The organism is Pelosinus baikalensis, from assembly GCF_020819555.1.
Classification (GTDB): domain Bacteria; phylum Bacillota; class Negativicutes; order DSM-13327; family DSM-13327; genus Pelosinus; species Pelosinus baikalensis.
This window is the reverse complement of record NZ_JAJHJB010000009.1, coordinates 1-20591: the sequence shown is the minus strand read 5'-3', so window position 1 is coordinate 20591 and position 20591 is coordinate 1. Positions and strand designations below refer to the sequence as shown.

Below are 20591 nucleotides of genomic sequence, written 5' to 3'. Positions count from 1 at the left end.
TTTGGCAAAAAAGGAATTAGAAGATTACTATATCCCTTTTCAATGTATGATTATCAGTAATATTAATCGCTTTAATATTCAGGGAGTGACAACAGCACAGTATAATGTATTAGACATTTTAGATAAGCAAGGCTCTAAAACCACTAAGAAGTTAGCAGAGATTCGTGGGATTTCTCAAGCTGGAATGTCTAAATTAATAAAAAGGCTTTTAGAGAAAAACTACATCATTCAAAAACAGCAGGAGACTGACCGGAGAGCTTATGACATCCTCATTACTCCCGATGGTAAAGATTTTCTTGTAAGATCAGAGAAGTTCAGAAATAAAATCATGAATTTAATTGAGCATACGTTGACAGAAAAAGAGCTAGATTGTTTTATACAGTTATGCAAAAAAATTACCGATTCGTATGTAGAGGACTAGTTGTATGAATTGAAGGGCTTTAATTGTCTTCTTGAACCATAATCACGACATCCACAGTCAATATAAGCAGGGAATTGAAACAATTCTTGATACTCCCTAGAACTCTTAGCCATCCTGCGGCAAAACGCACCGACAAAGATAAAAAACAGCACCGCGTACTTGACAGGGTGCTGTTCAACAGGGGAGTTGTGTTCAAAGATAAGAACGATGCTTAACTCGCTATATGTGTGACAAAAAGTCAACCCTATAACTATGATGGGGCCAACTTACTTTAATTTGGGACAGATAGTAGGCCAGGTATTTAAAGAAGGCGTAGAATTTAAAAAGTCACAAAATGAATAAAAAATTTAATATGCCTCTAAGCCTGTCTTCTTATCTATTGGGTATAGCTTACAATTATGCACATGCTATTGGTGCCACCTCTTCAAACCGACATACAGCCCGTGAATCATTATATAATAAGGTTTCACGGGTTTTTCTATTTGCCTAGAAAACCATGTGAATCCAATAAAAAATGCATTTTTATTACAAAGTAATCTTTTTCTTGTTGCAAAGTTGCCAATGCTTTCCCTCTCAATACACAAAGATATAAATGAATATATATTCTATAATTTACTTCCCACTAATGAATAGTAGTTTATAGAACATAATAGTATAATTAACTTCAAAGCTATGTTAGCGTTGTAGAATAATATGAAAAAAGGTGAATCATTTTGAATAGTATTACGTGTGAACGCAGGATATATGATTATAAACTTAATACACATGCTCATGCATATGCCCAATTAATTTTACCACTTCATGGAAGTCTATATATAGAAACTACTTGTAAAAAACTTATACTAGAAGATGAACGTTTATTCTTTCTTCCGTTCAGATTGTTACCATACTTTTAATGCTGATAAAAGTAATGAATTTTTGGTTTTAGATATAGCTGATAATATGCTTAGTAAGCATGATATGGGAAAAATGGTAGGTGGAAGGGAATTTTCGTTTGATGATAGGTGGAAAGCTATCAGATATTTACTACTAGAAGAAGCTGACAACCAAACAAGTTCTAGCTCTATCAATAACTTGTTTTTCTATGCCTATCATCTTATTGCTGATGAATATATACCTCGTTCTATAAACTATATAAATGAACATTATACAGAAGATATAAATTTAAAAAAATTGGCGGATATTGAGCATTATAATATTAGTTATTATAGTGAATGGTTTAAAAATAATATGAAGGTGTCACCTATTGAATATATACAAAATCTAAGAGTGAAAAAAGCAAAAGAGCTCCTTTTAAATACAAATTTTACAATTTTGCAAATTGCTCAAATGGTAGGATATAATCATAATTCATCATTTACTAGAGTATTTAAGGATTTAGAAAAAATAACGCCTGTAGAGTTTAGGAAAAAGCCAAAAATAAGCTAAAAATTAACTGGATTTAGGAAAAGACTTATCTAATAAAAACACTATAATAGTATATAGAAAAGCATAAAGAAGTTGCTTTTATACTGTACATGTTTAAAAGAGGAGAATTGTAATGCAAGAATTGATATGCAAATGGATTAAAGACTATGTAAGTGCCTATCCGCAGATGCTTAATACCTTAAGTCGATGGCAAGAACCGCTCATTGGTTTTGCTGATGCCGCTGATGAAAGATTTCTGAGTTTGTGCGATAAGGTCAGTCCTAGTCACGCAATGCCCAAAGATTTTTTAAATGATGCTCGTACTGTTATTTCTTACTTTATTCCCTTTGCAGAAGATATAATAAAAAGTAATAGTGCAGGTACTGAGGCTTCCAAGGAATGGGTTATCGCTTATATTGAGACAAATAAGCTTATTTTCGATCTAAACACTTACTTGCGGAATCAACTATGCACCATGGGGTATAATGGTACTGTTATTCCAGCGACACATAATTTTAACACCCAAACGCTTATTAGTGATTGGTCTCATCGGCACATTGCTTATATTGCAGGACTGGGAAGTTTTGGTATAAATAACATGTTAATTACCGAAAAAAGGCTGTTGCGGTAGATTGGGCAGTATTGTCATGAATGTGCCCATTGAGCCTAGCAAACCTTTAGAAAAAGAAAATTGTTTATATAAACATGGCGGTGGATGTAAGAAATGTGTCAACAGTTGTGTAAATGAGGCACTTACAATAGAAGCATTCGATCGGCACAGATGTTATACTAAATGCTTGGAAAATGCAAAAATGTACAATGAACTTGGGTTGGGAGATGTATGTGGAAAATGTTTGGTCAATATGCCTTGCTCCCGCACGAATCCAACTCGATTGCTGTAATGAATCATAGATTATTAGAGGTGTGTTTATATTATGATAGAAATTATAATTGGCGAAGAAATTCAGAAAGTTTGCCCTGGAATGGCACTAGGATGTATACAAGCACGTGTAAAGGTAGAAAGCAGTAGTAATGATTTGTGGCAAGAAATTAACAGTTGTTGCGATGGCCTGAAAAGTGAAATACGTATAGAAGATTTAGCGTCCTTGCTTAGGATAAAAGACGGAAGAGAAGTATATAAAAAACTAGGTAAAGTGCCTAGCAAATATAGGCTGTCTTCGGAAGCATTAATAAGAAGAGTATTGCAAGGAAAAGGAGTTTATAAAATAAACAATATTGTAGAGATTAATAATTTAATATCGTTAAAATCCAAGTTTCCTATTGGTTCATATAATATTGCAAACCTTTATTCTCCTATTTCTTTAGTGATAGGTAAGGAGGGACAAGAATACAAAGGCATTGGCAAAGAACTTATAAATATAGAAAATCTCCCGGTTTTAACGGATTCAATGGGCAGTTTTGGAAGCCCTACAAGTGATTCAGAAAGAGCTATGATAACAACTGATGTAAATGAAATAGTAATGTGCATTTTTTCTTTTAGCGGTAGAACTGATGTAAAAGAATACTTACAATATGCTAAAGAACTTTTAGAAAGATATGCAAACGGAAAGAACATTGAAACTAAAATAATAGGAATTACCGCCGATTCATTATGTTTAGTGTTGTAAATATTCGAAAACAACAAAATTTAGATATTGTTATTCGAGCACTCTTGGCATACCGCTCCCACCCTCATATACAGAGTTTGCCATTTGATTACTTCAGTGTCAATGTACATGTCCCCTTGACATTTGGGTCCATTATAAAGAATCCTGGAAAGGATTGACTCGACTATAACTTTATAGTTTATCATAATAACTATAAAGTTATTTTGGAGGTGCTATTCAAGGTGAAGAAAAGTTTACTGGTTGGATTATATGGGATATTTTGGTTTGCGGGAATAAGTGCAGTGGGAGCAGATGAGGCTCTACATATCGATGAATACGTAAAGAATACGAAAATCGTACAAGATATTCCGGTTATTGAATATTGCAAAAAAGGTCAAGAAAAAATGCCGCTGTTAATACTTTCCCACGGATTTTCGGGCAGTAAAAACGACTATTTTAACGACATGAAATTTGTCAGAGGATTGGCGGATAAAGGATTCTTTATTGTTGCTATGGATAATCGATGTCACGGAGAGAGAAAGGGACCTACATTTTCAAGTATTGTCATTAGCAAATCAAAAATAAACATTTATGAAATCAGAAAGATAATCAAGGAAAGTGCGGATGATGTGAGCACGTTAATCGATTATTATGAAACTAATTTCCTGATTGATAAGGATCAGATTGGGATGACTGGAATTTCGATGGGGGGATTTACGACATTTAGGGCTATGATGATCGATCCCAGGATTAAGGCGGCAGCTCCCATGATCGGCAGTCCTGTTTGGCAAGATATTCCCCAGGAAGTACCGCATTCCACTTCCATTGATCAAAATGAAGAAGTTATGAATCATCTTACACAGTTATCACAGAAATACAGCCCTAATTATTATCCGGAAAAATTTTATGGCAGAAATCTGATGATACAAAATGGGGAGCAGGATAAGCACGTCAGCATAGCTGAAGTAAAAAAATTCTATAATATTATAGCGAAAAAATCGCCGCAGACGATAAACATGGTTAGTTATCCTAATCTGGGACATGACGTTACACCGGAAATGCTGACAGTGACAACCGAGTGGTTATGCGAAAAATTGCTGTCATCAAGCAACAGTTAGTGCGGAGTTAGTTGCATAAAAATTTGATGGGACAGTGAACCTGTCCTTGTCCCTTTGTATTTCTGCCACTAAACTATGTTGAAAATTGCAAGTTTAAATGTCGCTCATATTATGGTAACTATGGCGATTATTCAAGAATGATTTTTTACTCTAAAAAGTTTAGATGTTAACATTTCATTGGGCTGACATTTGGCACCATGGATCAAATAAATTGCCGCTACAACTTGTACAATTATTCGTATCAAGCGTAGCGGCAATTTTATTTGTCATTGGCTAAAGGTAAGTGATAGGTAATTAATTTTTTTAATGGGTATTTATATCTAGCGTTGTTGTCAGTACATTTCTCTTGTTTTGCATTATTTTGTTCGCAATATTGGGATATGAGTGGCAGAACTTAGGAAAGGCCAAGCTGGATAATATCAATATTTCTTCATCAGTGACTGCAATAATATCTTCCGTGTGCATAGGGTGATTAACTAAACCATTTGCACCGATTGATTTATATAGAAACTAGATTTAGAACCTATTGACTTGTTATAATCTATAGGGTATGATTTTATTAATTTAATATCTGCATAACGAAGATTTGCGGTATTCCGCATTTTGGAGTATAAGAAATAAAAGCTGTGATAAGAATTAGTAGCAATCAGGATGCCAAACAGAAAGTTACCGGGTGATGAGAGGTGCATGGATAGTGATTGTGAATACATCTTGGAGCTTCGCACCGAACGAATTTATTCAGTAGGCTGCGACGGGAACCCGTACCCGTTATCGTACTAGAGTATCTCATTTTATGGTGATGTACTTGAAAAGGTGAGCAATGTGAGTTGCTTATGAAACTAAGGTGGTAACACGAGATATAAACTCGTCCTTTTGAAAACAAGAGGACGAGTTTTTTATTGTCTGCTTTTGCCTTCTTATAGACCTTGCAAATATTGAAAAAAATATTTCAGGGAGATGTTAAATATGTTAACACCAAAGGAGCAGCTGCGAATTATCTGCAAAGGGGTACACAACCTTGTAAACGAGAAAGAGTTGTTTGCAAAGCTCAAAAAATCCTTCGACCAGAATAAACCGTTGACCATCAAACTGGGGCTTGACCCTTCAGCACCAGACATTCATCTTGGTCATGCAGTTGTACTGCGTAAAATCAAACAAATGCAGGATTTAGGTCATCGTGCGGTGATTATAATTGGTGATTTCACTGGAAAAATCGGTGACCCCACAGGAAAATCTAAGGGCAGAATTGCCCTGACCGATGAACAAGTGAAAGAAAACGCCAAAACCTATTGCCAGCAGATCTTTAAGGTACTTGATATAAGAAAAACCGAAGTGCGGTTTAATAGCGAATGGCTTTCTAAACTTACTTTTGAAGATGTTATCAAACTTGCTGCTACCACCACATTGCCAGGATTTTGGAACGAGATGATTTTCAAAATAGATATCAAAATCAAATTCCAATTGGAGCTCATGAATTTTTTTATCCACTGATGCAAGCATATGATTCTATTGCAATTAAAGCGGATATTGAGTTGGGTGGAACCGACCAAACATTTAACATCCTGATGGGCAGAACTCTTCAAAAAACACTGGAACAGGAGCAGCAAATTGCCATCTTTATGCCTATCCTCGAAGGTTTGGATGGTGTAGAAAAGATGAGCAAAAGTCTCGGCAACTATATCGGTGTCAGTGAACATGCCGAGGTGATGTTCAAAAAAGTAATGGAGGTTCCTGATGATCTTATAATCAAATATTTTGAGCTTGCTACAGACGAGCATCCCAATGAAATTGACAAGATCAGAGCAGAATTGGATGGTAATGCAAACCCTAGAGATATTAAATATCGTTTAGCTAAAATCATAACGTCGCTCTATCATACGCTAGAGGATGTAGAAAAAGCAGTTGCATATTATGACATAGCATTCAGAAAAAAAGCCATTCCCGATGATATTCCAGAACTTTTAATTAAAATCGGAAAAGAAACTATTACGGATATTATTCCGCAGTTAATGGAAATGCATTTTGTAAAAAGCAAAAGCGAATTTATTCGATTGGTAAATCAGGGGGGCGTTTATATGAACAGTGCAAAGTTAGCACCAGATAATATAGATAGAGTCATTATTTGCGATGATGTCATGAAAATCGGGAAAAAGCGTTTTGTAAAATTTATAAAATAATGCCTTTTAAAAAACACATATAGATAATGTGTTCATCTAATCAGAGTTTCGCAAGTGTCTGATGATGAGACTATACAACATGAGTCTGCTAATTTACAAGCTTTAGGAAGTATTTCAATCTCGTGAGTTATTTTACTATGGTTTGCTTCGGACTTCTCATGTAAGTCGTATATTATCATTTGTGGCATTATAATTTCCTCCTTACAGCAGTAACTTATTAGTGATATTTATACTAGGGTAAAAGGATTTTTCCTGCTTAGTTTTTAACAACTTAAAGCAGTTTGGTATTTGTATGATGCTTTATGATCATCAACCATGAAAGGAAACCTAGTCTCCAGCCGCATTGCTTATATTTTTGAATTTTTTTCTAGTGAGAAGAGAATGGTTGCAACAACTTGGATAACAACCGAATTTCTTGCGGCTGGGATTATTGGACAAATCATTAGTTCAGCGGTCATCACATTTGTTGGAGCTAGTGTGGGGCCGTTTTGTTTGGGGAAAAATGATCGCCGCAGATGGAATTAATAATTTAGTTACATGTTTCCATAAATTTTGCTTCGAAGGTAGATAATAACCTTAGTCAATTTGTCGTCTAAGGTTATTTATGCTATCTGTTTGCAGTATCGTGTAGTCACTGGAATGTTGGTTATACTAGGTGTGTCAGCAGAAAGAAGAACATCGCTTCTGGCTAGTGAAACTTGCTGAAAAAAAGCAATTGAGTAGGAGTGTGGAAAAAATATGGATAACCAAATTAATCCGGTCATTTGGTTCGAGATTCCTGTAGTAGACATGGAAAGAGGCAAGACATTCTATGAAGCGGTGTTTGATCGAAATTTAACTGTCGTTGACATGGGGCCGAGATAAATGGCTATGTATAATAAGAGCATATCAAAAAATAACGAGGAAAGGTAGTTGTTATAACGTGGATTTAAAAAAGCAGATTTTAGAGGCCTATAATTATCGACATGCATGTAAGGAGTTTGATCCTAGTAAAAAGATATCTGAGGAAGATTTTAACTTTATTTTGGAGACGGGAAGGTTATCCCCAAGTTCCTTTGGGTTTGAGCCTTGGAATTTCTTGGTTGTCAAAAGTAGTGAACTGAAGGAAAAACTAAAAATGCTGTGCTGGGGAGCGCAGGGGCAACTTCCAACAGCAAGCCATTTTGTGATTATTCTTTCTCGCACCCCAAAGGATATGATTTTTAACTCACAATATATATCAACTTTTATGAAGGAGGTTCAGGAGCTTCCTGCGGATGTAGTAAAAATAAAACAAGAATATTATCAAAAATTTCAAGAAAACGACTTTAGACTATTGGACAGTGAACGGGCATTATTTGATTGGGCTTGCAAGCAAACCTATATAGCTCTGGGTAATATGATGACAGCAGCAGCTTTGATTAAGATCGACTCTTGTCCCATGGAAGGGTTCGATAAAGAAAAAGTAGAAATCCTCCTAGAACAGGAGGGGGCATTAGATAGAAATCAATTTGGTGTGGCTTGTATGGTAGCTTTTGGCTATCGGAAAGAAGATCCTAGATCCAAGACCAGACAGAATATGGATAAAATTGTGAAGTCTATTTAACTAAGATATAATAACCTATGAGAAATCCCCATACTTACTTCAACATGCCAATAATCTAGTAGACTGGTATCCATGGAGAGCAGAAGCGTTTCAGAAAGAACAGCGTGAGAATCGGCCTGTATTTTTGTCCGTAGGCTATTCTTAGCTGTGCTTAAAATAAATGATAGGATGTTACTTTAATTTACATGCCATTGGTGGCACGTCCGTAAAAGTAACGTTTTTTATTTAAGATTAATTAGGGAGAACAGTATCATTGGTACGGCGAAAAATGAAGAAAGCCAGAAATATTCTCGAACTGAGAAGTATTTCTGGCTTCTTTGGCTAATGCCCTTTTTGCTTTTCTTTCTTCTTTTTTTGGCGTAACTGGAACTTAGCTTCAGCGATTTCATCTTTTTTAAATTTAGATAATGACTTACGTTGCAATTTACGAGCTTCTTGATCTTGTTTAAGAGCTTGTTGGGCTTTCGTGCTAATTCCAGCATTTTCAATTTCTTTTTGTACTAGACGTTGGAGGCGTTTAGGATTGATTTTACGGACGTGAATGTCATCAGCGTACTACTACCTTGAACTAGGCTTTACTTGTGATGATTTAACCATACTGTTTCAAGTGCTTCTAGGGGTTCTAGGTGATTCTGATTTACGTTTAAATTGACATTGGTCAAGTTATTGACTAACGCTACTTTGAGATTCGATTATACAGCGTGGAATGTCATGAAAGGGAAGTAAAGAGGTGTAAAGCCAGATAAAATATGGACTAGATTTTGGTAGGGTTAAGAGTTGCTTTTTTAGTGATATGTTATAGAAGTGAATTGAAACAGCGCAAAGGTAGATAAATTAAGGGCTCAGTGTACGCGAAGAGCTTGCTTTCTCAGTGGCATGTAATGGAATGCTAAATGGCATGTCATGGAACAGACAATAGAGCCCTACAGGGCTTGGTTTTACTGGACTTTTAAAACTTGTAAACAGTGTTTTAAGTGACAATGGTGCCATGTCCATAAAAGTAACATTTTTCATTAACAATAGTCTTGGTAAAGCAACTGCAAAAAGCTCCTGTCAAAGTCTGTATGGAATTGGCAGGAGTTCTACATTTATGGTAGATATTACATAATAGCAATGCAATTGTATGAATACGAAATAGTCGATATATCTATGTAACTGCATAATTAGGCTTGAATTTGGGGGAATAATAGATAAGCAATTGTGTAGATATATTTTTGTTTAATGAGGTTGAATTATTAAATTTTGCGGGGACCATTTGCGGTCTTCACAGTGACTGATGAGCTTAATGACTATCGATTTTTCAATGTTTTAATGTCGAAAGGGACGGCAGAATGTGTGAAAAGTAACCAAATTGAATTACATAAATCTACAAATATGATAAAATAAATGTCGAAGGGGACGGTTCTAAATGTCGAAGGGGACGGTTCTGCTGACATAGTTAATAATATTAAATTTCCATTAACAAACTGGCGTGGCTATCATTTCCACGTCACTATATTGGAGATAATAAAATTTAAGGTTAGCTGCACATAATTCCAATATTTAATTGACCTATTTCTTCTTTTTGTAATGATTTTGCTTGATCGGATACAAAATTCCAGTGCGCAATTAGCTTATCTACTTCCTCTGCAAATATTTTTCCAGCAGGAGTTAATTCTGCATCCCATCCTCTTTTAAAAAGTAAAATACCTAATTCTCTTTCTAAACGTTGAATCTGATTGGTTATAGTAGACTGAGCATAATTTAATTTCATAGCACTTTTGGAAAATGTACCTTCTTGGATAATTGTACGAAAAGTAATTAATTCTTTTAAATCCATAGAACCCTCCAACTATATCTGTAAAATTGATAAAGAATATTAATATATTCAATTATACAAATTAAAATTCTTGCTGTAAAATAAAAATATCATATTAAAGAGGAGGAAGGGATTATGCCTTTCGTCAGAATTAGCCTACCCAAGCACTTATCTCAGGGGACTAAAAAAGCAACTTCTGAAGCTGTACACAAATCCTTAATAAAGGAATTTAATATTCCTGAAGATGATTATTTTCATATTGTTGAAGAATTAGATAAAACGCAAATATTTTTTCCTAAAAGTTACCTAGGTATTACTCATACCGAAAACATTATTTTTGTCCAAATTTTCGCAGGAGAAGGTAGGACGTTTGAACAAAAAAGAAGACTATATGCACAAATCGCTAAAAATATATCATTAACCACGGAAATTCTTATGAGTGATATTATAATTATCTTAATTGAGAACTCTGGAAAAGAAAATTGGTCTTTTGGTTTTGGTGAAATACAAGAACCTAAACATCTATTAAAAGGGGATCTTCTTTATGATAATAAATAACATTTACGACTTATTAAATAATGCAATGCCAGATTCAGGTATTGGCATAAAACTTCGTGCTATGACAGGTAATAAAGATTTAACTGTTTTTGCTATTGAACTTAATCATTCTCAATCAATACCAGCACATTATCATAAGCAGGGAATTGAAACTTACCAGATTTTGACTGGACAAGGCAAAATAAGTATTGGAAATATTATTGAGGGAAAGTTAATTTGGCAAGAGGAAAGAAATGTTCATGAAGGAGATTGTTTTTCAGTTCAGCCAAATGAAGTACACAAATTGCAAAATATTGCGCAGCAATCTTTACAAGTTATTGGTTGTAGTTCGATCGCTCACTCTAACGAGGATAGATACTTTGTTAACGAATAAAATAAAACCACTATTCCCCTGTTTGCCTTTGTTCTGAAGGTTTTTTAAAAAATAAAAAAAAGAATCTTGATATTAGTTCGGTGACGAACTATAATTGTATTAACAATTAAATTACAAAAGTGAGAGTATTCTTTATGATGAATAAATATTTAGCCATATCTAAAATCTCAAAAATTAGAAATGAAGTTTCCGATTACATTGAGTGTGAACTAAGAAAACGTGGTATTGAGGGGCTTGTAGTATCACATGGTAATATTTTAGATATACTCTATGAGAACAATGGAAAATTAACTATGAAAGAAATAAGTGAAGGAATTGACCGTTCTAAGTCTACAGTTACTCAGTTAGTGGATAGATTATTAAAAGCTGGATATGTTACTAAAGAATCAAACTTAGAAGATAAGAGATACTCATATATAGTATTAACTGAAAAGGGGTTAAGCGTAAAAAAAGACTTTAAAGAGATTTCACAAAATGTAATTAAAGAGTTCTTTAAAGATTTTACTGAAGCAGAAATTGAAATATTACTTTTATTATTAGATCGGGTAATACATAATTTTACCCTTTAATTTTTATACTAATAGTTCGGTGACGAACTAACTAAAGATTAAAGTAGGGAGATGTTAAAAATGAATGAGACTATAAGAATAATAGAAAATCTTAAAACCGTTAGACATTTTTCTGATAGAAATATACCAAAGGAATATTTATCAGTTATATTAAAATCATGCGTAAATGCAGCTACAGCATCAGCCAGACAAACATATTCAATTATAGTTGTAGATGACAAAGAGGTCATGAAAGAAATCGGATATGTTGGCGGCATAATGCTTGTATTCTGTGTTGATTTTAATAGAGTAATTGATATGGCTGAATATTTAGGATTTCAATATAAACATGGGATACCTATTGTAGATTTTATCACTGGTAGTACTGATACAATTCTTGCAGCACAAACTGCTGCTATCACTGCGAGATCCCTTGGAATTGATTCTTTTTTTAGTAATTGCGTGCACAGAGGAAATATTAATAGAATGTATAATTTATTAAATTTGCCTGAAAAATATTGTTTTCCCCTGATTGCATTAATACTTGGTTATTCAGATGAGAAAAAATCAAAATTAACAAAGAAAGGACGATTAAGTGGACCAGGGATAATACACTTTAATAAATACGAGAGATTGAATGATCAAGGAGTGGAAAATATAGTTTTAGAATATGATAGTCAAGATAAACACTTTCTATCATTAATTGATGATTGGAGAGAAAAAGGATACAATCATTATCTGGAATGTTTTTATGAAAAATGGTGCGGATGTTTCAAGGTTGATGAGAAAAATGATTACCAGATAAATGCTAATAATCAATATAATCAAGTAGAAAAAATGCTAATCAAGACTGGATTTTTACCAGATTAAATTAAATATAGTAACTCATGACTATGATGGAATCAGCTACGACATGATTTGGGAAGTTTACTTCTAAACGATATGTGACAAAGAGCATTGCGATATCAAGGGATTTACTCTCAGTTAAACAAAGTATTTTAATACTGCTATTGATGAATATTACACTATATCTTCTTCTGAGCAGTAATAATAGCAGCACTGAAAATTATTACAAAAAGTAGTAATTATATGGAATATAGTGGTATAATTTATTTAAAAGTTACATCGGAATCGTAAAAAAGTTAAGGCAGTTTTCTAATTGGAGGGCAATGAGCTTATCTATGTTTATTGCTAGTGATGAAAAGTTATTAACTTAATCCAAGACAGAAAGGGGAAAATACATGAATATAGAGAAGAATGAATATGATTCAGAATTTAGTAATGTAAAATATATGGCAGAAGACAATATAGTATTTCTTACATGGAAAAAATTCTGCTGCTATGATGACTATAGAGATCCAACAACATTTGCTTTGGAATTGCTTAAGAAACACCCGAATAGTAATTTTGTTGTAGATGCAAAAAATGGATTTGAAGATGAAAAAGAAGATATAGAATGGGGATTTTCTGTATTGCTTCCAGCTATGTCAAATACAGATTGTAAAAATGTTGTATTTATCATGAATGAAGTAAATGAAATAGAAGAAGAGATGGACATGTGGACGAAAGAATTCATGAAGTATTTTACGGTGAAGAAAGTTAAATGTTATGAAGATGCGGTCAAGTTTATAGTGGGATAATGAACAATATTGTGAAGAACAGTTACTTCGCTAGCTTCATATTGTTCATCAACTAAAAAAGGCAGCAATATCTTTTTCCTTATACTTACTACAAATTATAAATTCCTTATTGGTATATGACACGAATATTTTTATCCGATTGTAATAATTGGCACTGAAGTAGATGGGAAACCAAAATATATTACGATTGCAAATGTAGGAATAATTAACTATACTACGCTTTCTATAAGTTTAGGGAAAGGGCATTATTCTAATCAGGGAATAAAAAAGTAATAAAGAATATAGAATTAGAAAGCTCGGAGAACCTATTACTCAATGTTGGTCTATTGGAATGAGTATGCAAAACGTTAACAAAAACTGTAAGTGATTAATTAGAATATAAGTTTGTTAGGTTTTAATGCGATTTATGATGGATTTAATGATAGAATGATAAACAATGGGAGATAATAAGTTATGAAAGTGATTGGCATTAACGGAAGTCCTCGTAAAGGTGGCAATACGGCAATATTAATTCAAACCATGTTTAATGAACTGAACCGGCAAGGAATTGATACGGAAATGATTTCATTGTCCGGTCAAAATATAAGAGGCTGTACCGCTTGTGGAGCTTGTATGAAACAAAAGAATAAGCAATGTATTTTTACGGATGACTTTTTTAATGTTTGTTTGGGAAAAATGGTCGCAGCAGATGGGATTATTCTTGGCTCTCCAGTATACTCTGCAGGAGTAACTTCACAGATAAAGGCATTAATTGATCGGGCTAGTATGGTGCTAGCTGCTAATAAAGGGCTATTGAAATATAAGGTTGGAGCTGCAGTCATTACTGCTCGTCGTGGTGGCGCGATTAGCGCTTTTGATACCTTAAATCATTTTTTGCATAGTAAAGAAATGTTTCTTGTAGGCTCAACTTACTGGAACATGGTTTATGGCAATTCGATTGGTGAAGTGGAGCAAGACCAAGAAGGAATGGCCAATATGAAAAATATTGGAGAAAATATGGGGTGGTTGTTAAAAAAAATTCATGGAAGATTATAAAATTAGCGCATTCCAGTGAATTTTGCTTCGAAGTTAGATAATGATGTAAATAACCATTAGTTAAGGTTATTTACATCATTATCTATATTATCTATTTGCACACACCGTGGCATGTCATGAAGGAAAGTTAAGAGGTGTTAAGGCAGGTAACTTATGTATGGGAAAAGGGACAGTTGTTTACCCCGAGAGATGGAAGAATTAAGAGTCCTAAACTATAATTCTTATTGGGATAAAAGCAACTGCAGATTGACAAGAAACCTAGAAAAGAAACTTGCTGGTAAAATAATACTTATAATGTGAAGATATAGAAGGATTTAGCATTTATAAAGAGAAGCTACCCATAATAACTTAGTTAGTAAATTTATGGGCAGCTTCTCTTTTAGTTGACATACCGATAAAATAAGACAATTTAGAACGATCGTTTTTAATTGGGACAAGGAACCTGTCCCTGTGTCCCTTCCATGGTGTAGCAGGCATAAGTCTTACTGTAAGAGCTGATTTTTCACAGTACTTTTTGCTTGCAATCCCAAAGAAAAGTAATATAATTAGAAATAGGTGGAAATTAAAAAGTCGCCGTGTCCTAAGAGTGCTGTAACACTCTCAGGCACGAGCAGGTGGTACAAGCACCTACACGTAACAGTTACCTGTCTACGACGACAATTTATTATACCGTGAACTTTCCCTGAAAACAAGGGATGGTATGTTCGGGATAGTAGGATTGTAGTTCTGGCAGAAGCTGAGCGTCTGCATGCAATCAAGACGAAGCAAAGCGCATGTGTAGGTTTAAAAAACCTCGCATGGGCTTTTTAATTTCTCCCATTACACTCGCTGTGTGCTGGCTTCCCCTATTCCTATATGTAACTAGAGGAATAGAGGAAGCCCCATGCAGTAGGAATATGGGGGGATATAAATGGTAGCAATAAAAGTGCAGAGAAAGAGGAAAAGCCGGCGCTGTCAAAGGAGTTTGACAGATCAACGGGAAGAACTTCTGCCTCAAAATCAAAAGGGGAGCATGGAGATCAATGTACCCATTAGAAGTATGATCACTGGGCAATGGATGGATAAAGGCGATGCGTTACGGGATTGGCAGGAATTCATTTTTATGCGCCAAGAGAAAATCGAAAAGAAGTTGCAAGATGGTGACTTAAGTGAATACACAAGGCTTATGGAGCAAGTAGATCAACTATTAGAAGGGCAGTCGGAAAAAGTAAGTGAAGCCGTTACTGAGTTAATCGTATCGGCTACCTATATGCACTATAACAAGGGCTTCTTTGATGGCATGAAGATTGGCATGGTTATGGGGAACTTATAGGCAGATATGCCATTTAGGAACTATCCAATGAGAAGGTGATTTTATGAATGAACTTGAATTATTGCTGCCTAGTAAAGAACTTGAATTTGCAGCACTTGAATATAAAAGAGACATTTCGATAATCAAGAGTATGAGCTGCATGGAAGCTCTCTTTTTGACAACACAGATTCATATGATGATTGGTTAGAGCGAGTAAAAAATAATTCAAACAGACAGTAAATCCCGATTGGGTAGTTTCAACCACGTTTTTTGCTCTTCGCAAACGCGATAGTAAGATTGTAGGTATGCTTGATATCAGACATACACTAAATGAGTATCTGAACCTCTATGGCGGAAATATAGGTTATGGTGTGTGACCTTCTGAAAGAAAGAAAGGATATGCTACAGAGATTCTCAAGTTAGCGTTGAAGTATTGCAAACAGCTGGGCTTAGAAAAAGTCATGCTTGTTTGCTATAAAGACAATGAGGCTTCGAGAAAAACTATTATAAATTGTGGAGGTATATTGAAGAAAGATTTTATATATACAGATGGGCAAATTGTACAAAAAATTCTGGGTTTCCCCATAAAGCCATTAAAAAAGGGATATAGTTACGTATGTTGAATAATTAAGTAATATAATAAATGAATTATTGGTTTTTTGGGGGGGGATTATGTTGACGGTAGAAGAAATGAAAGAATATCGACTGCAATATAATAAAGTGATGGTTGAAGCAGATTCTTTCTTTGCTGAATTTGGTAAGCTGGATGATAAAGTGTATGCAGATGGAGCAATTAGTAAGAAGCATAAAGAACTTATGGGTTTGGCCATCTCACTTGCAACTAGATGTAATGAATGTATTTTATACCATTTGGAAGGTTGTTTAAATGCAAAAGCAAATTTCAGCGAAATTGTTGAAGCTATCAAAATTGGTGTAATTGCTGGAGGTTCTATTACTTATCCGAACGCTAGATTTGCTTTTGATAAATTACAAGAATTAATGGCATAAATAAATAGAGAAAATAACCAAAGTATCAGGATATTACTGATACTTTTTTTGTACATACTAAACCGATTAAATCAATGGACTAAAATTGTCCGGCAACACCGCAGTAGCGGACAAAGACTTAGCAACTGGTATTTGGTCAGTCAAGGATTTGGACTTTCTTCTCGCTATCGCAGACGTATTAAAGGTGGATGTACCTGTATTCTTCTTGCCTATCAGTGACGAAACCTTTGAAAAATATAGGACAGACAAATGAACAGAATGTTTACTTCCGTGTAAAAAGATATAAGAGCTTTTAACTAGTACTAATTTAAGGAAATATAAAGCAGTTATATTTTTACTTTCATCATTAAGAACTCACTTATTTCAGGTTTAAGATTGTTCATTATTTGTACCATATCGATTTCCTAACTCGAAGTTAATTACAAGAGGTAAAGAATTAGTTCAAGTGAGATATCAAAAATAGCAAACCAACGTCAATAAAAAGTCGCTTCCTTGGGATTAGTAAAAAAAACTAGAACATTGTTGTATTTATATCCTGAAATATTGTATAATTATGCAATAGAATTTTTTACCAGGAGGGATTTTTATGGATAATGATTTAATTACAAGTACAAAAGAGTTTCTCAATGAAGGGGAACAATCTATTTTATTTACTACTGCCAGACCTGATGTCATAATGGAACGAGGGGATGGGATGTTCTTATGGGACACAAATGGTAAACAGTACTTAGATTTTATTGGAGGTTGGGCGGTCACATGTTTAGGTCACTGTCCCCTTGTTATTACAAAGGCACTAGAACAACAAAGTCGTGAATTAGTAAATGCAAGTCCCTCATTTTACAACAAACCCATGATTCAATTTGCAAAACTACTTACAGAGTCTTCCTGTTTTGATAGAGTTTTCTTTGGCAGTAGCGGCGCTGAGGCGAATGAAGGTGCTATTAAGCTGGCACGAAAATATGGTTCTTTATATCGTAATGGCGCTTATGAGATTATTACAACAATCAATAGTTTCCATGGACGCACCCTTGCAACTATGTCAGCTACTGGCAAAAAAAAGTGGGAAAGTCTGTTTGAGCCAAAAGTTTCAGGATTTAAACATGTTCCTTTAAATGATATTGCTGCACTATCTAAAGCCATAAACCCTAATACATGTGCAATTATGCTGGAACCAATTCAGGGTGAAGGTGGAGTTTTTGAAGTCGAAGAAAATTACATTAAAGCAGTTCGCAAAATATGCGAGGAGCAGAGTATTCTACTCATATTTGATGAAGTTCAAACGGGGATTGGCAGGACTGGAACACTATTTGCCTATGAACATTACGGAATTAAGCCTGATATAATGACGCTAGCAAAAGGAATTGGAGGAGGGTTTCCTCTATCAGCTTTGTTAACCAAGGAGAAGTTTAATATATTTGAAGCTGGGGACCAAGGAGGAACCTATTCGGGTCAACCCCTTGCCATGGCTGTGGGGATGGCAGTTGTGAAGGAAGTAATTGCAAAAGACCTTGCGACGAATGCTCAAGTACAAGGTAATTATATTCTTAAAAAGTTAAATAAACTGAAAACCGAATTTAATCTAAAAGATATTCGTGGAAAAGGATTGCTAATCGCCTTTGATTTACCAACAGCTAAAGGAAGCGAAATTGCTTTTGAGTGTTTTAAAGAAGGTTTGATCATTAATTCGCCTCAACCTTCTACTATACGTTTAATGCCACCATTAATTGTCTCAGCAACAGAAATAGATGATATGTTGCAAATAATCTCTACTGTATTGAAGAGAGTCTTATAAAATACGTGAATATGAAAATCCTGAAAACCATATGGACACAATGAGAAATGTCTAATACCTATATAGCAATCCTTCTAATGACTGTACAATTCACCCATTGGTTGAAAGGAATTATTGCGGGGAGGAATATCCTTGAATATTGCAAAACACGAGATTGAATTAATATTGGAAATGGATAATATTAGTGAATATCTTAAGAACTCTGATATACTCGACTATGAAAATGAATTTATAATGCATATTGGAGACAGTCTGTCAGCAGGAATTCTTGATGAAGTGGAAATAGTTAAAAGGGTATATGAATATGTACGTGATGAAATACCTCATTCATTCGATATTAGTGGGCAAATCGTTACTTCTAAAGCATCAGAAGTTCTAATACAAAGGCAAGGGATATGTTATGCAAAATCCCATTTGCTGGTGGCAATTTTAAGATACTTAGAGATTCCTGCTGGTTTCTGTTATCAAAAACTTATCCTGAATGACGCTGAAACTCCAAGGCGGCTTGTCTTACATGCCTTATGTGCAGTATATCTTAAGGATATAAAAAAGTGGATAAGAATAGACGCACGTGGAAATAACCCCTGTGTTAATGCTCAATTTTGCATTGAAGGTGAAAAATTGGCCTTTCCTATTAGAGAGGAATTGGGCGAAACTGACGGATTGATAATTTATGCGAATCCCAATAAGAGAACTGTTGAAAGTTTAAAAAAAAGTAAGATTATTAGTGAGTTAATCCAAAACTTGCCTTCAGAGCTATAGATAAGTTAGGTATTACAGTATCCGATAAATTAGATCAACAGATTCCATTCTATGTAAAGTTGCCCACTCTTTAATGAATGGGCAATCAAAAGTATTATAATAGTCTTTAGGTTATAAAAAATTGGCGCTTTTTTCATCTATATGGTACACAATCATTAATAGATATGATTAATCTAGAATTTGAAGCTAATAAAAAAGAGTTTTAAAATATATTTGATTGTATTATTGAAAATCAAACTACTGCTAATATTTCTAGTTGAGGAGGAAGAGTGTTGAAAAAAACGAATATCGTGCCAGATTATTCTATACTTGCCAATGTGTTATTAGTGGCCGTAACCGTGATTTGGGGCATTTCGTTTGTTTTGACAAAGAATGCGCTAGCTAGTGTTGGGCCATTTTGGTTCATTGGTATACGATTTTCAATAGCTTTTGTTTTTTGGGGAATAATCTACAATAAACGTTTAGCAAAAATTCAACTTCAGGACTTAAGATAGCATCATTGATAGGTACCGTACTGTTTGCTAGCTATGCCTTTCAAACAATAGGATTGCAATATACTACAGCCTCTAACTCGGGTTTCATTACTGGACTATCAGTAGTTTTAGTACCTATAGTAGGGCAGTGGTGGGGGCAAAAACGTCCGAATATTACTACTATGCTTGGGATTATTAGTTCTATGGTAGGGTTAGCCTTGCTGGCTCTAAATGCTGAATTAAGACTTAATTTTGGAGATATTTATACTTTATTATGTGCTATTGCACTTTCATTTCATATTGTTTTAATAGGCTACTATGTATCAAACATAGATCCGGTAGCATTAGCTACTTTTCAAATTGGTATAGTAGCTGCTCTCGGAGTGATTTGTGGATTAGTATTTGAAGTTATGCCTACTAGTTTTGAACATGATATGTATGTTGCAATGGCCATTACCTCAATTCCAGGAACTGCACTCGGCTTCCTTATACAAAATACTATGCAGCGTTATGTTACAACAACTCGTACTGCTATTATATTTTTATTAGAACCGGTCTTTGCTTGGATTGGAGCATATTTTATGTTAGGAGAGATATTAACACAAAAACAAATGGTTGGCTGCATGTTAATTATAGCTGGTATCTTAATTAGCGAACTACGCGTTTTTGAAAAGAAAAAAGTTTTTAAAGAGGCTTAATATGTCAATAGTTTTGTACTAATTAGCTGTTTTAGATGCTTCTAAGGTTTAAGGTGATTCTGAAATCACGTTTGTTTATTTGATTTTCGGTTCTTGATTACTTGAATGTGTTTAATGATATAGAAAAAACTTAAGCCAGCCTTAGCCAATTCACTGACTAAGGTTGACTGTTAGTGAAGATGTCAGGGGGACGGGGTTATTGACAACCATATAACTACGCAATAAGATAAAGCTGGGGGTGAAAATAATGCCAAGAACAGCAAGAAAGAAAAGTAAAAGCGGAATTTATCATATAATTAT

23 protein-coding genes, 2 pseudogenes and 1 other annotated feature are annotated in these 20591 nt (G+C 34.5%); of the genes and pseudogenes, 23 read left to right on the top strand and 2 right to left on the bottom strand.

The genetic code is table 11. The annotated features are described in order from the left end of the window. Position 1 precedes the first annotated feature (1 nt). From LMF89_RS08530 to LMF89_RS08490, 9 genes and pseudogenes are all read left to right on the top strand, one after another. Entirely contained in the window at positions 2-421 is a 420-nt protein-coding gene (locus LMF89_RS08530) for a MarR family winged helix-turn-helix transcriptional regulator (RefSeq protein ID WP_229534670.1), read from the top strand. Between the two features lie 918 nt (positions 422-1339). Further along, the gene (locus tag LMF89_RS08525) at positions 1340-1849 is read left to right on the top strand and encodes a helix-turn-helix transcriptional regulator (RefSeq protein ID WP_229534669.1); all 510 of its coding nucleotides are present in this window, start codon (positions 1340-1342) and stop codon (positions 1847-1849) included. A 112-nt stretch (positions 1850-1961) separates the two neighbouring features. Next, the gene (locus LMF89_RS08520; RefSeq protein WP_229534668.1) at positions 1962-2459 is read left to right on the top strand and encodes a hypothetical protein; all 498 of its coding nucleotides are present in this window, start codon (positions 1962-1964) and stop codon (positions 2457-2459) included. Between the two features lie 304 nt (positions 2460-2763). Further along, positions 2764-3456, top strand: a complete 693-nt coding sequence (locus LMF89_RS08515) for a B3/B4 domain-containing protein (protein WP_229534667.1) — start codon at positions 2764-2766, stop codon at positions 3454-3456. A gap of 221 nt (positions 3457-3677) precedes the next feature. Continuing rightward, a complete protein-coding gene (locus LMF89_RS08510; RefSeq protein ID WP_229534666.1) occupies positions 3678-4553 on the top strand; it encodes an alpha/beta hydrolase family protein in 876 nt (291 codons plus the stop codon). A gap of 617 nt (positions 4554-5170) precedes the next feature. Then, positions 5171-5429 (top strand) — a binding site (T-box leader). Between the two features lie 81 nt (positions 5430-5510). Continuing rightward, positions 5511-6730, top strand: a pseudogene (tyrS, locus tag LMF89_RS26195) (tyrosine--tRNA ligase). Positions 6731-7045: 315 nt separating this feature from the next. Next, the gene (locus tag LMF89_RS08500) at positions 7046-7255 is read left to right on the top strand and encodes a hypothetical protein (RefSeq protein WP_229534665.1); all 210 of its coding nucleotides are present in this window, start codon (positions 7046-7048) and stop codon (positions 7253-7255) included. Between the two features lie 397 nt (positions 7256-7652). Then, positions 7653-8315 carry an NAD(P)H-dependent oxidoreductase gene (locus LMF89_RS08495; RefSeq protein ID WP_229534664.1) on the top strand — a complete coding sequence of 221 codons (663 nt, stop codon included), beginning with the start codon at positions 7653-7655 and terminating at the stop codon, positions 8313-8315. 7 nt (positions 8316-8322) lie between these two features. Further along, complete coding sequence (locus tag LMF89_RS08490; RefSeq protein ID WP_369412569.1) at positions 8323-8460, top strand: DUF255 domain-containing protein; 138 nt, start codon at positions 8323-8325, stop codon at positions 8458-8460. Positions 8461-8636: 176 nt separating this feature from the next. On the opposite strand, the gene LMF89_RS26190 is transcribed toward LMF89_RS08490, so the two are convergent. Both LMF89_RS26190 and LMF89_RS08485 read right to left on the bottom strand, forming a co-directional pair. Then, positions 8637-8843: a DUF2992 family protein gene (locus LMF89_RS26190; RefSeq protein ID WP_369412568.1), complete on the bottom strand. Its 207-nt coding sequence runs from the start codon at positions 8841-8843 to the stop codon at positions 8637-8639. A 991-nt stretch (positions 8844-9834) separates the two neighbouring features. Beyond that, complete coding sequence (locus LMF89_RS08485; protein ID WP_229534663.1) at positions 9835-10134, bottom strand: LysR family transcriptional regulator; 300 nt, start codon at positions 10132-10134, stop codon at positions 9835-9837. 114 nt (positions 10135-10248) lie between these two features. On the opposite strand from LMF89_RS08485, the gene LMF89_RS08480 reads away from it, so the two are divergent. The 14 genes and pseudogenes from LMF89_RS08480 to LMF89_RS25735 all read left to right on the top strand — a co-directional run bounded on the left by LMF89_RS08480 (position 10249) and on the right by LMF89_RS25735 (position 20291). Further along, complete coding sequence (locus tag LMF89_RS08480) at positions 10249-10671, top strand: tautomerase family protein (RefSeq protein WP_229534662.1); 423 nt, start codon at positions 10249-10251, stop codon at positions 10669-10671. Further along, on the top strand, positions 10658-11044 hold the full coding sequence (locus LMF89_RS08475) for a cupin domain-containing protein (protein WP_229534661.1): 387 nt from the start codon (positions 10658-10660) through the stop codon (positions 11042-11044). Before LMF89_RS08480 ends, LMF89_RS08475 begins: the two co-directional genes overlap by 14 nt. Before the next feature lie 134 nt (positions 11045-11178). After that, positions 11179-11613: a MarR family winged helix-turn-helix transcriptional regulator gene (locus tag LMF89_RS08470; RefSeq protein WP_229534660.1), complete on the top strand. Its 435-nt coding sequence runs from the start codon at positions 11179-11181 to the stop codon at positions 11611-11613. Positions 11614-11673: 60 nt separating this feature from the next. Beyond that, positions 11674-12462, top strand: a complete 789-nt coding sequence (locus LMF89_RS08465) for a nitroreductase family protein (RefSeq protein WP_229534659.1) — start codon at positions 11674-11676, stop codon at positions 12460-12462. A 371-nt stretch (positions 12463-12833) separates the two neighbouring features. Then, a complete protein-coding gene (locus LMF89_RS08460) occupies positions 12834-13232 on the top strand; it encodes a hypothetical protein (protein WP_229534658.1) in 399 nt (132 codons plus the stop codon). Positions 13233-13685: 453 nt separating this feature from the next. Then, entirely contained in the window at positions 13686-14267 is a 582-nt protein-coding gene (locus LMF89_RS08455) for a flavodoxin family protein (protein WP_229534657.1), read from the top strand. Between the two features lie 910 nt (positions 14268-15177). Then, on the top strand, positions 15178-15579 hold the full coding sequence (locus tag LMF89_RS08450) for a hypothetical protein (RefSeq protein WP_229534656.1): 402 nt from the start codon (positions 15178-15180) through the stop codon (positions 15577-15579). 43 nt (positions 15580-15622) lie between these two features. Beyond that, on the top strand, positions 15623-15766 hold the full coding sequence (locus tag LMF89_RS08445; protein WP_229534655.1) for a hypothetical protein: 144 nt from the start codon (positions 15623-15625) through the stop codon (positions 15764-15766). 181 nt (positions 15767-15947) lie between these two features. Next, positions 15948-16181 (top strand): annotated as a pseudogene (locus LMF89_RS26185) (GNAT family N-acetyltransferase); the annotation flags it as partial. Between the two features lie 49 nt (positions 16182-16230). After that, entirely contained in the window at positions 16231-16566 is a 336-nt protein-coding gene (locus tag LMF89_RS08440) for a carboxymuconolactone decarboxylase family protein (RefSeq protein WP_229534654.1), read from the top strand. A 586-nt stretch (positions 16567-17152) separates the two neighbouring features. Beyond that, the gene (locus tag LMF89_RS08435; RefSeq protein WP_229534653.1) at positions 17153-18358 is read left to right on the top strand and encodes an aspartate aminotransferase family protein; all 1206 of its coding nucleotides are present in this window, start codon (positions 17153-17155) and stop codon (positions 18356-18358) included. Between the two features lie 132 nt (positions 18359-18490). Further along, positions 18491-19120, top strand: coding sequence for a transglutaminase-like domain-containing protein (locus LMF89_RS08430; RefSeq protein ID WP_229534652.1), 630 nt, complete (start codon positions 18491-18493; stop codon positions 19118-19120). A gap of 272 nt (positions 19121-19392) precedes the next feature. Continuing rightward, the gene (locus LMF89_RS25740; RefSeq protein WP_255711113.1) at positions 19393-19614 is read left to right on the top strand and encodes an EamA family transporter; all 222 of its coding nucleotides are present in this window, start codon (positions 19393-19395) and stop codon (positions 19612-19614) included. Between the two features lie 5 nt (positions 19615-19619). Then, positions 19620-20291, top strand: a complete 672-nt coding sequence (locus LMF89_RS25735) for a DMT family transporter (RefSeq protein WP_255711112.1) — start codon at positions 19620-19622, stop codon at positions 20289-20291. The last annotated feature ends 300 nt before the right edge of the window (positions 20292-20591 follow it).

What these genes read in the sequence shown, in the direction of transcription:
- LMF89_RS08520 (WP_229534668.1), top strand. Translation starts at nt 1,962, where the DNA reads ATGCAAGAATTGATATGCAAATGGATTAAAGACTATGTAAGTGCCTAT.
- LMF89_RS08485 (WP_229534663.1), bottom strand. Translation starts at nt 10,134, where the DNA reads ATGGATTTAAAAGAATTAATTACTTTTCGTACAATTATCCAAGAAGGT.
- LMF89_RS08455 (WP_229534657.1), top strand. Translation starts at nt 13,686, where the DNA reads ATGAAAGTGATTGGCATTAACGGAAGTCCTCGTAAAGGTGGCAATACG.
- LMF89_RS08460 (WP_229534658.1), top strand. Translation starts at nt 12,834, where the DNA reads ATGAATATAGAGAAGAATGAATATGATTCAGAATTTAGTAATGTAAAA.
- LMF89_RS08500 (WP_229534665.1), top strand. Translation starts at nt 7,046, where the DNA reads ATGAAAGGAAACCTAGTCTCCAGCCGCATTGCTTATATTTTTGAATTT.
- LMF89_RS08475 (WP_229534661.1), top strand. Translation starts at nt 10,658, where the DNA reads ATGATAATAAATAACATTTACGACTTATTAAATAATGCAATGCCAGAT.
- LMF89_RS08450 (WP_229534656.1), top strand. Translation starts at nt 15,178, where the DNA reads ATGGTAGCAATAAAAGTGCAGAGAAAGAGGAAAAGCCGGCGCTGTCAA.
- LMF89_RS08435 (WP_229534653.1), top strand. Translation starts at nt 17,153, where the DNA reads ATGGATAATGATTTAATTACAAGTACAAAAGAGTTTCTCAATGAAGGG.
- LMF89_RS08470 (WP_229534660.1), top strand. Translation starts at nt 11,179, where the DNA reads ATGATGAATAAATATTTAGCCATATCTAAAATCTCAAAAATTAGAAAT.
- LMF89_RS08480 (WP_229534662.1), top strand. Translation starts at nt 10,249, where the DNA reads ATGCCTTTCGTCAGAATTAGCCTACCCAAGCACTTATCTCAGGGGACT.
- LMF89_RS08465 (WP_229534659.1), top strand. Translation starts at nt 11,674, where the DNA reads ATGAATGAGACTATAAGAATAATAGAAAATCTTAAAACCGTTAGACAT.
- LMF89_RS08445 (WP_229534655.1), top strand. Translation starts at nt 15,623, where the DNA reads ATGAATGAACTTGAATTATTGCTGCCTAGTAAAGAACTTGAATTTGCA.
- LMF89_RS08515 (WP_229534667.1), top strand. Translation starts at nt 2,764, where the DNA reads ATGATAGAAATTATAATTGGCGAAGAAATTCAGAAAGTTTGCCCTGGA.
- LMF89_RS08440 (WP_229534654.1), top strand. Translation starts at nt 16,231, where the DNA reads ATGTTGACGGTAGAAGAAATGAAAGAATATCGACTGCAATATAATAAA.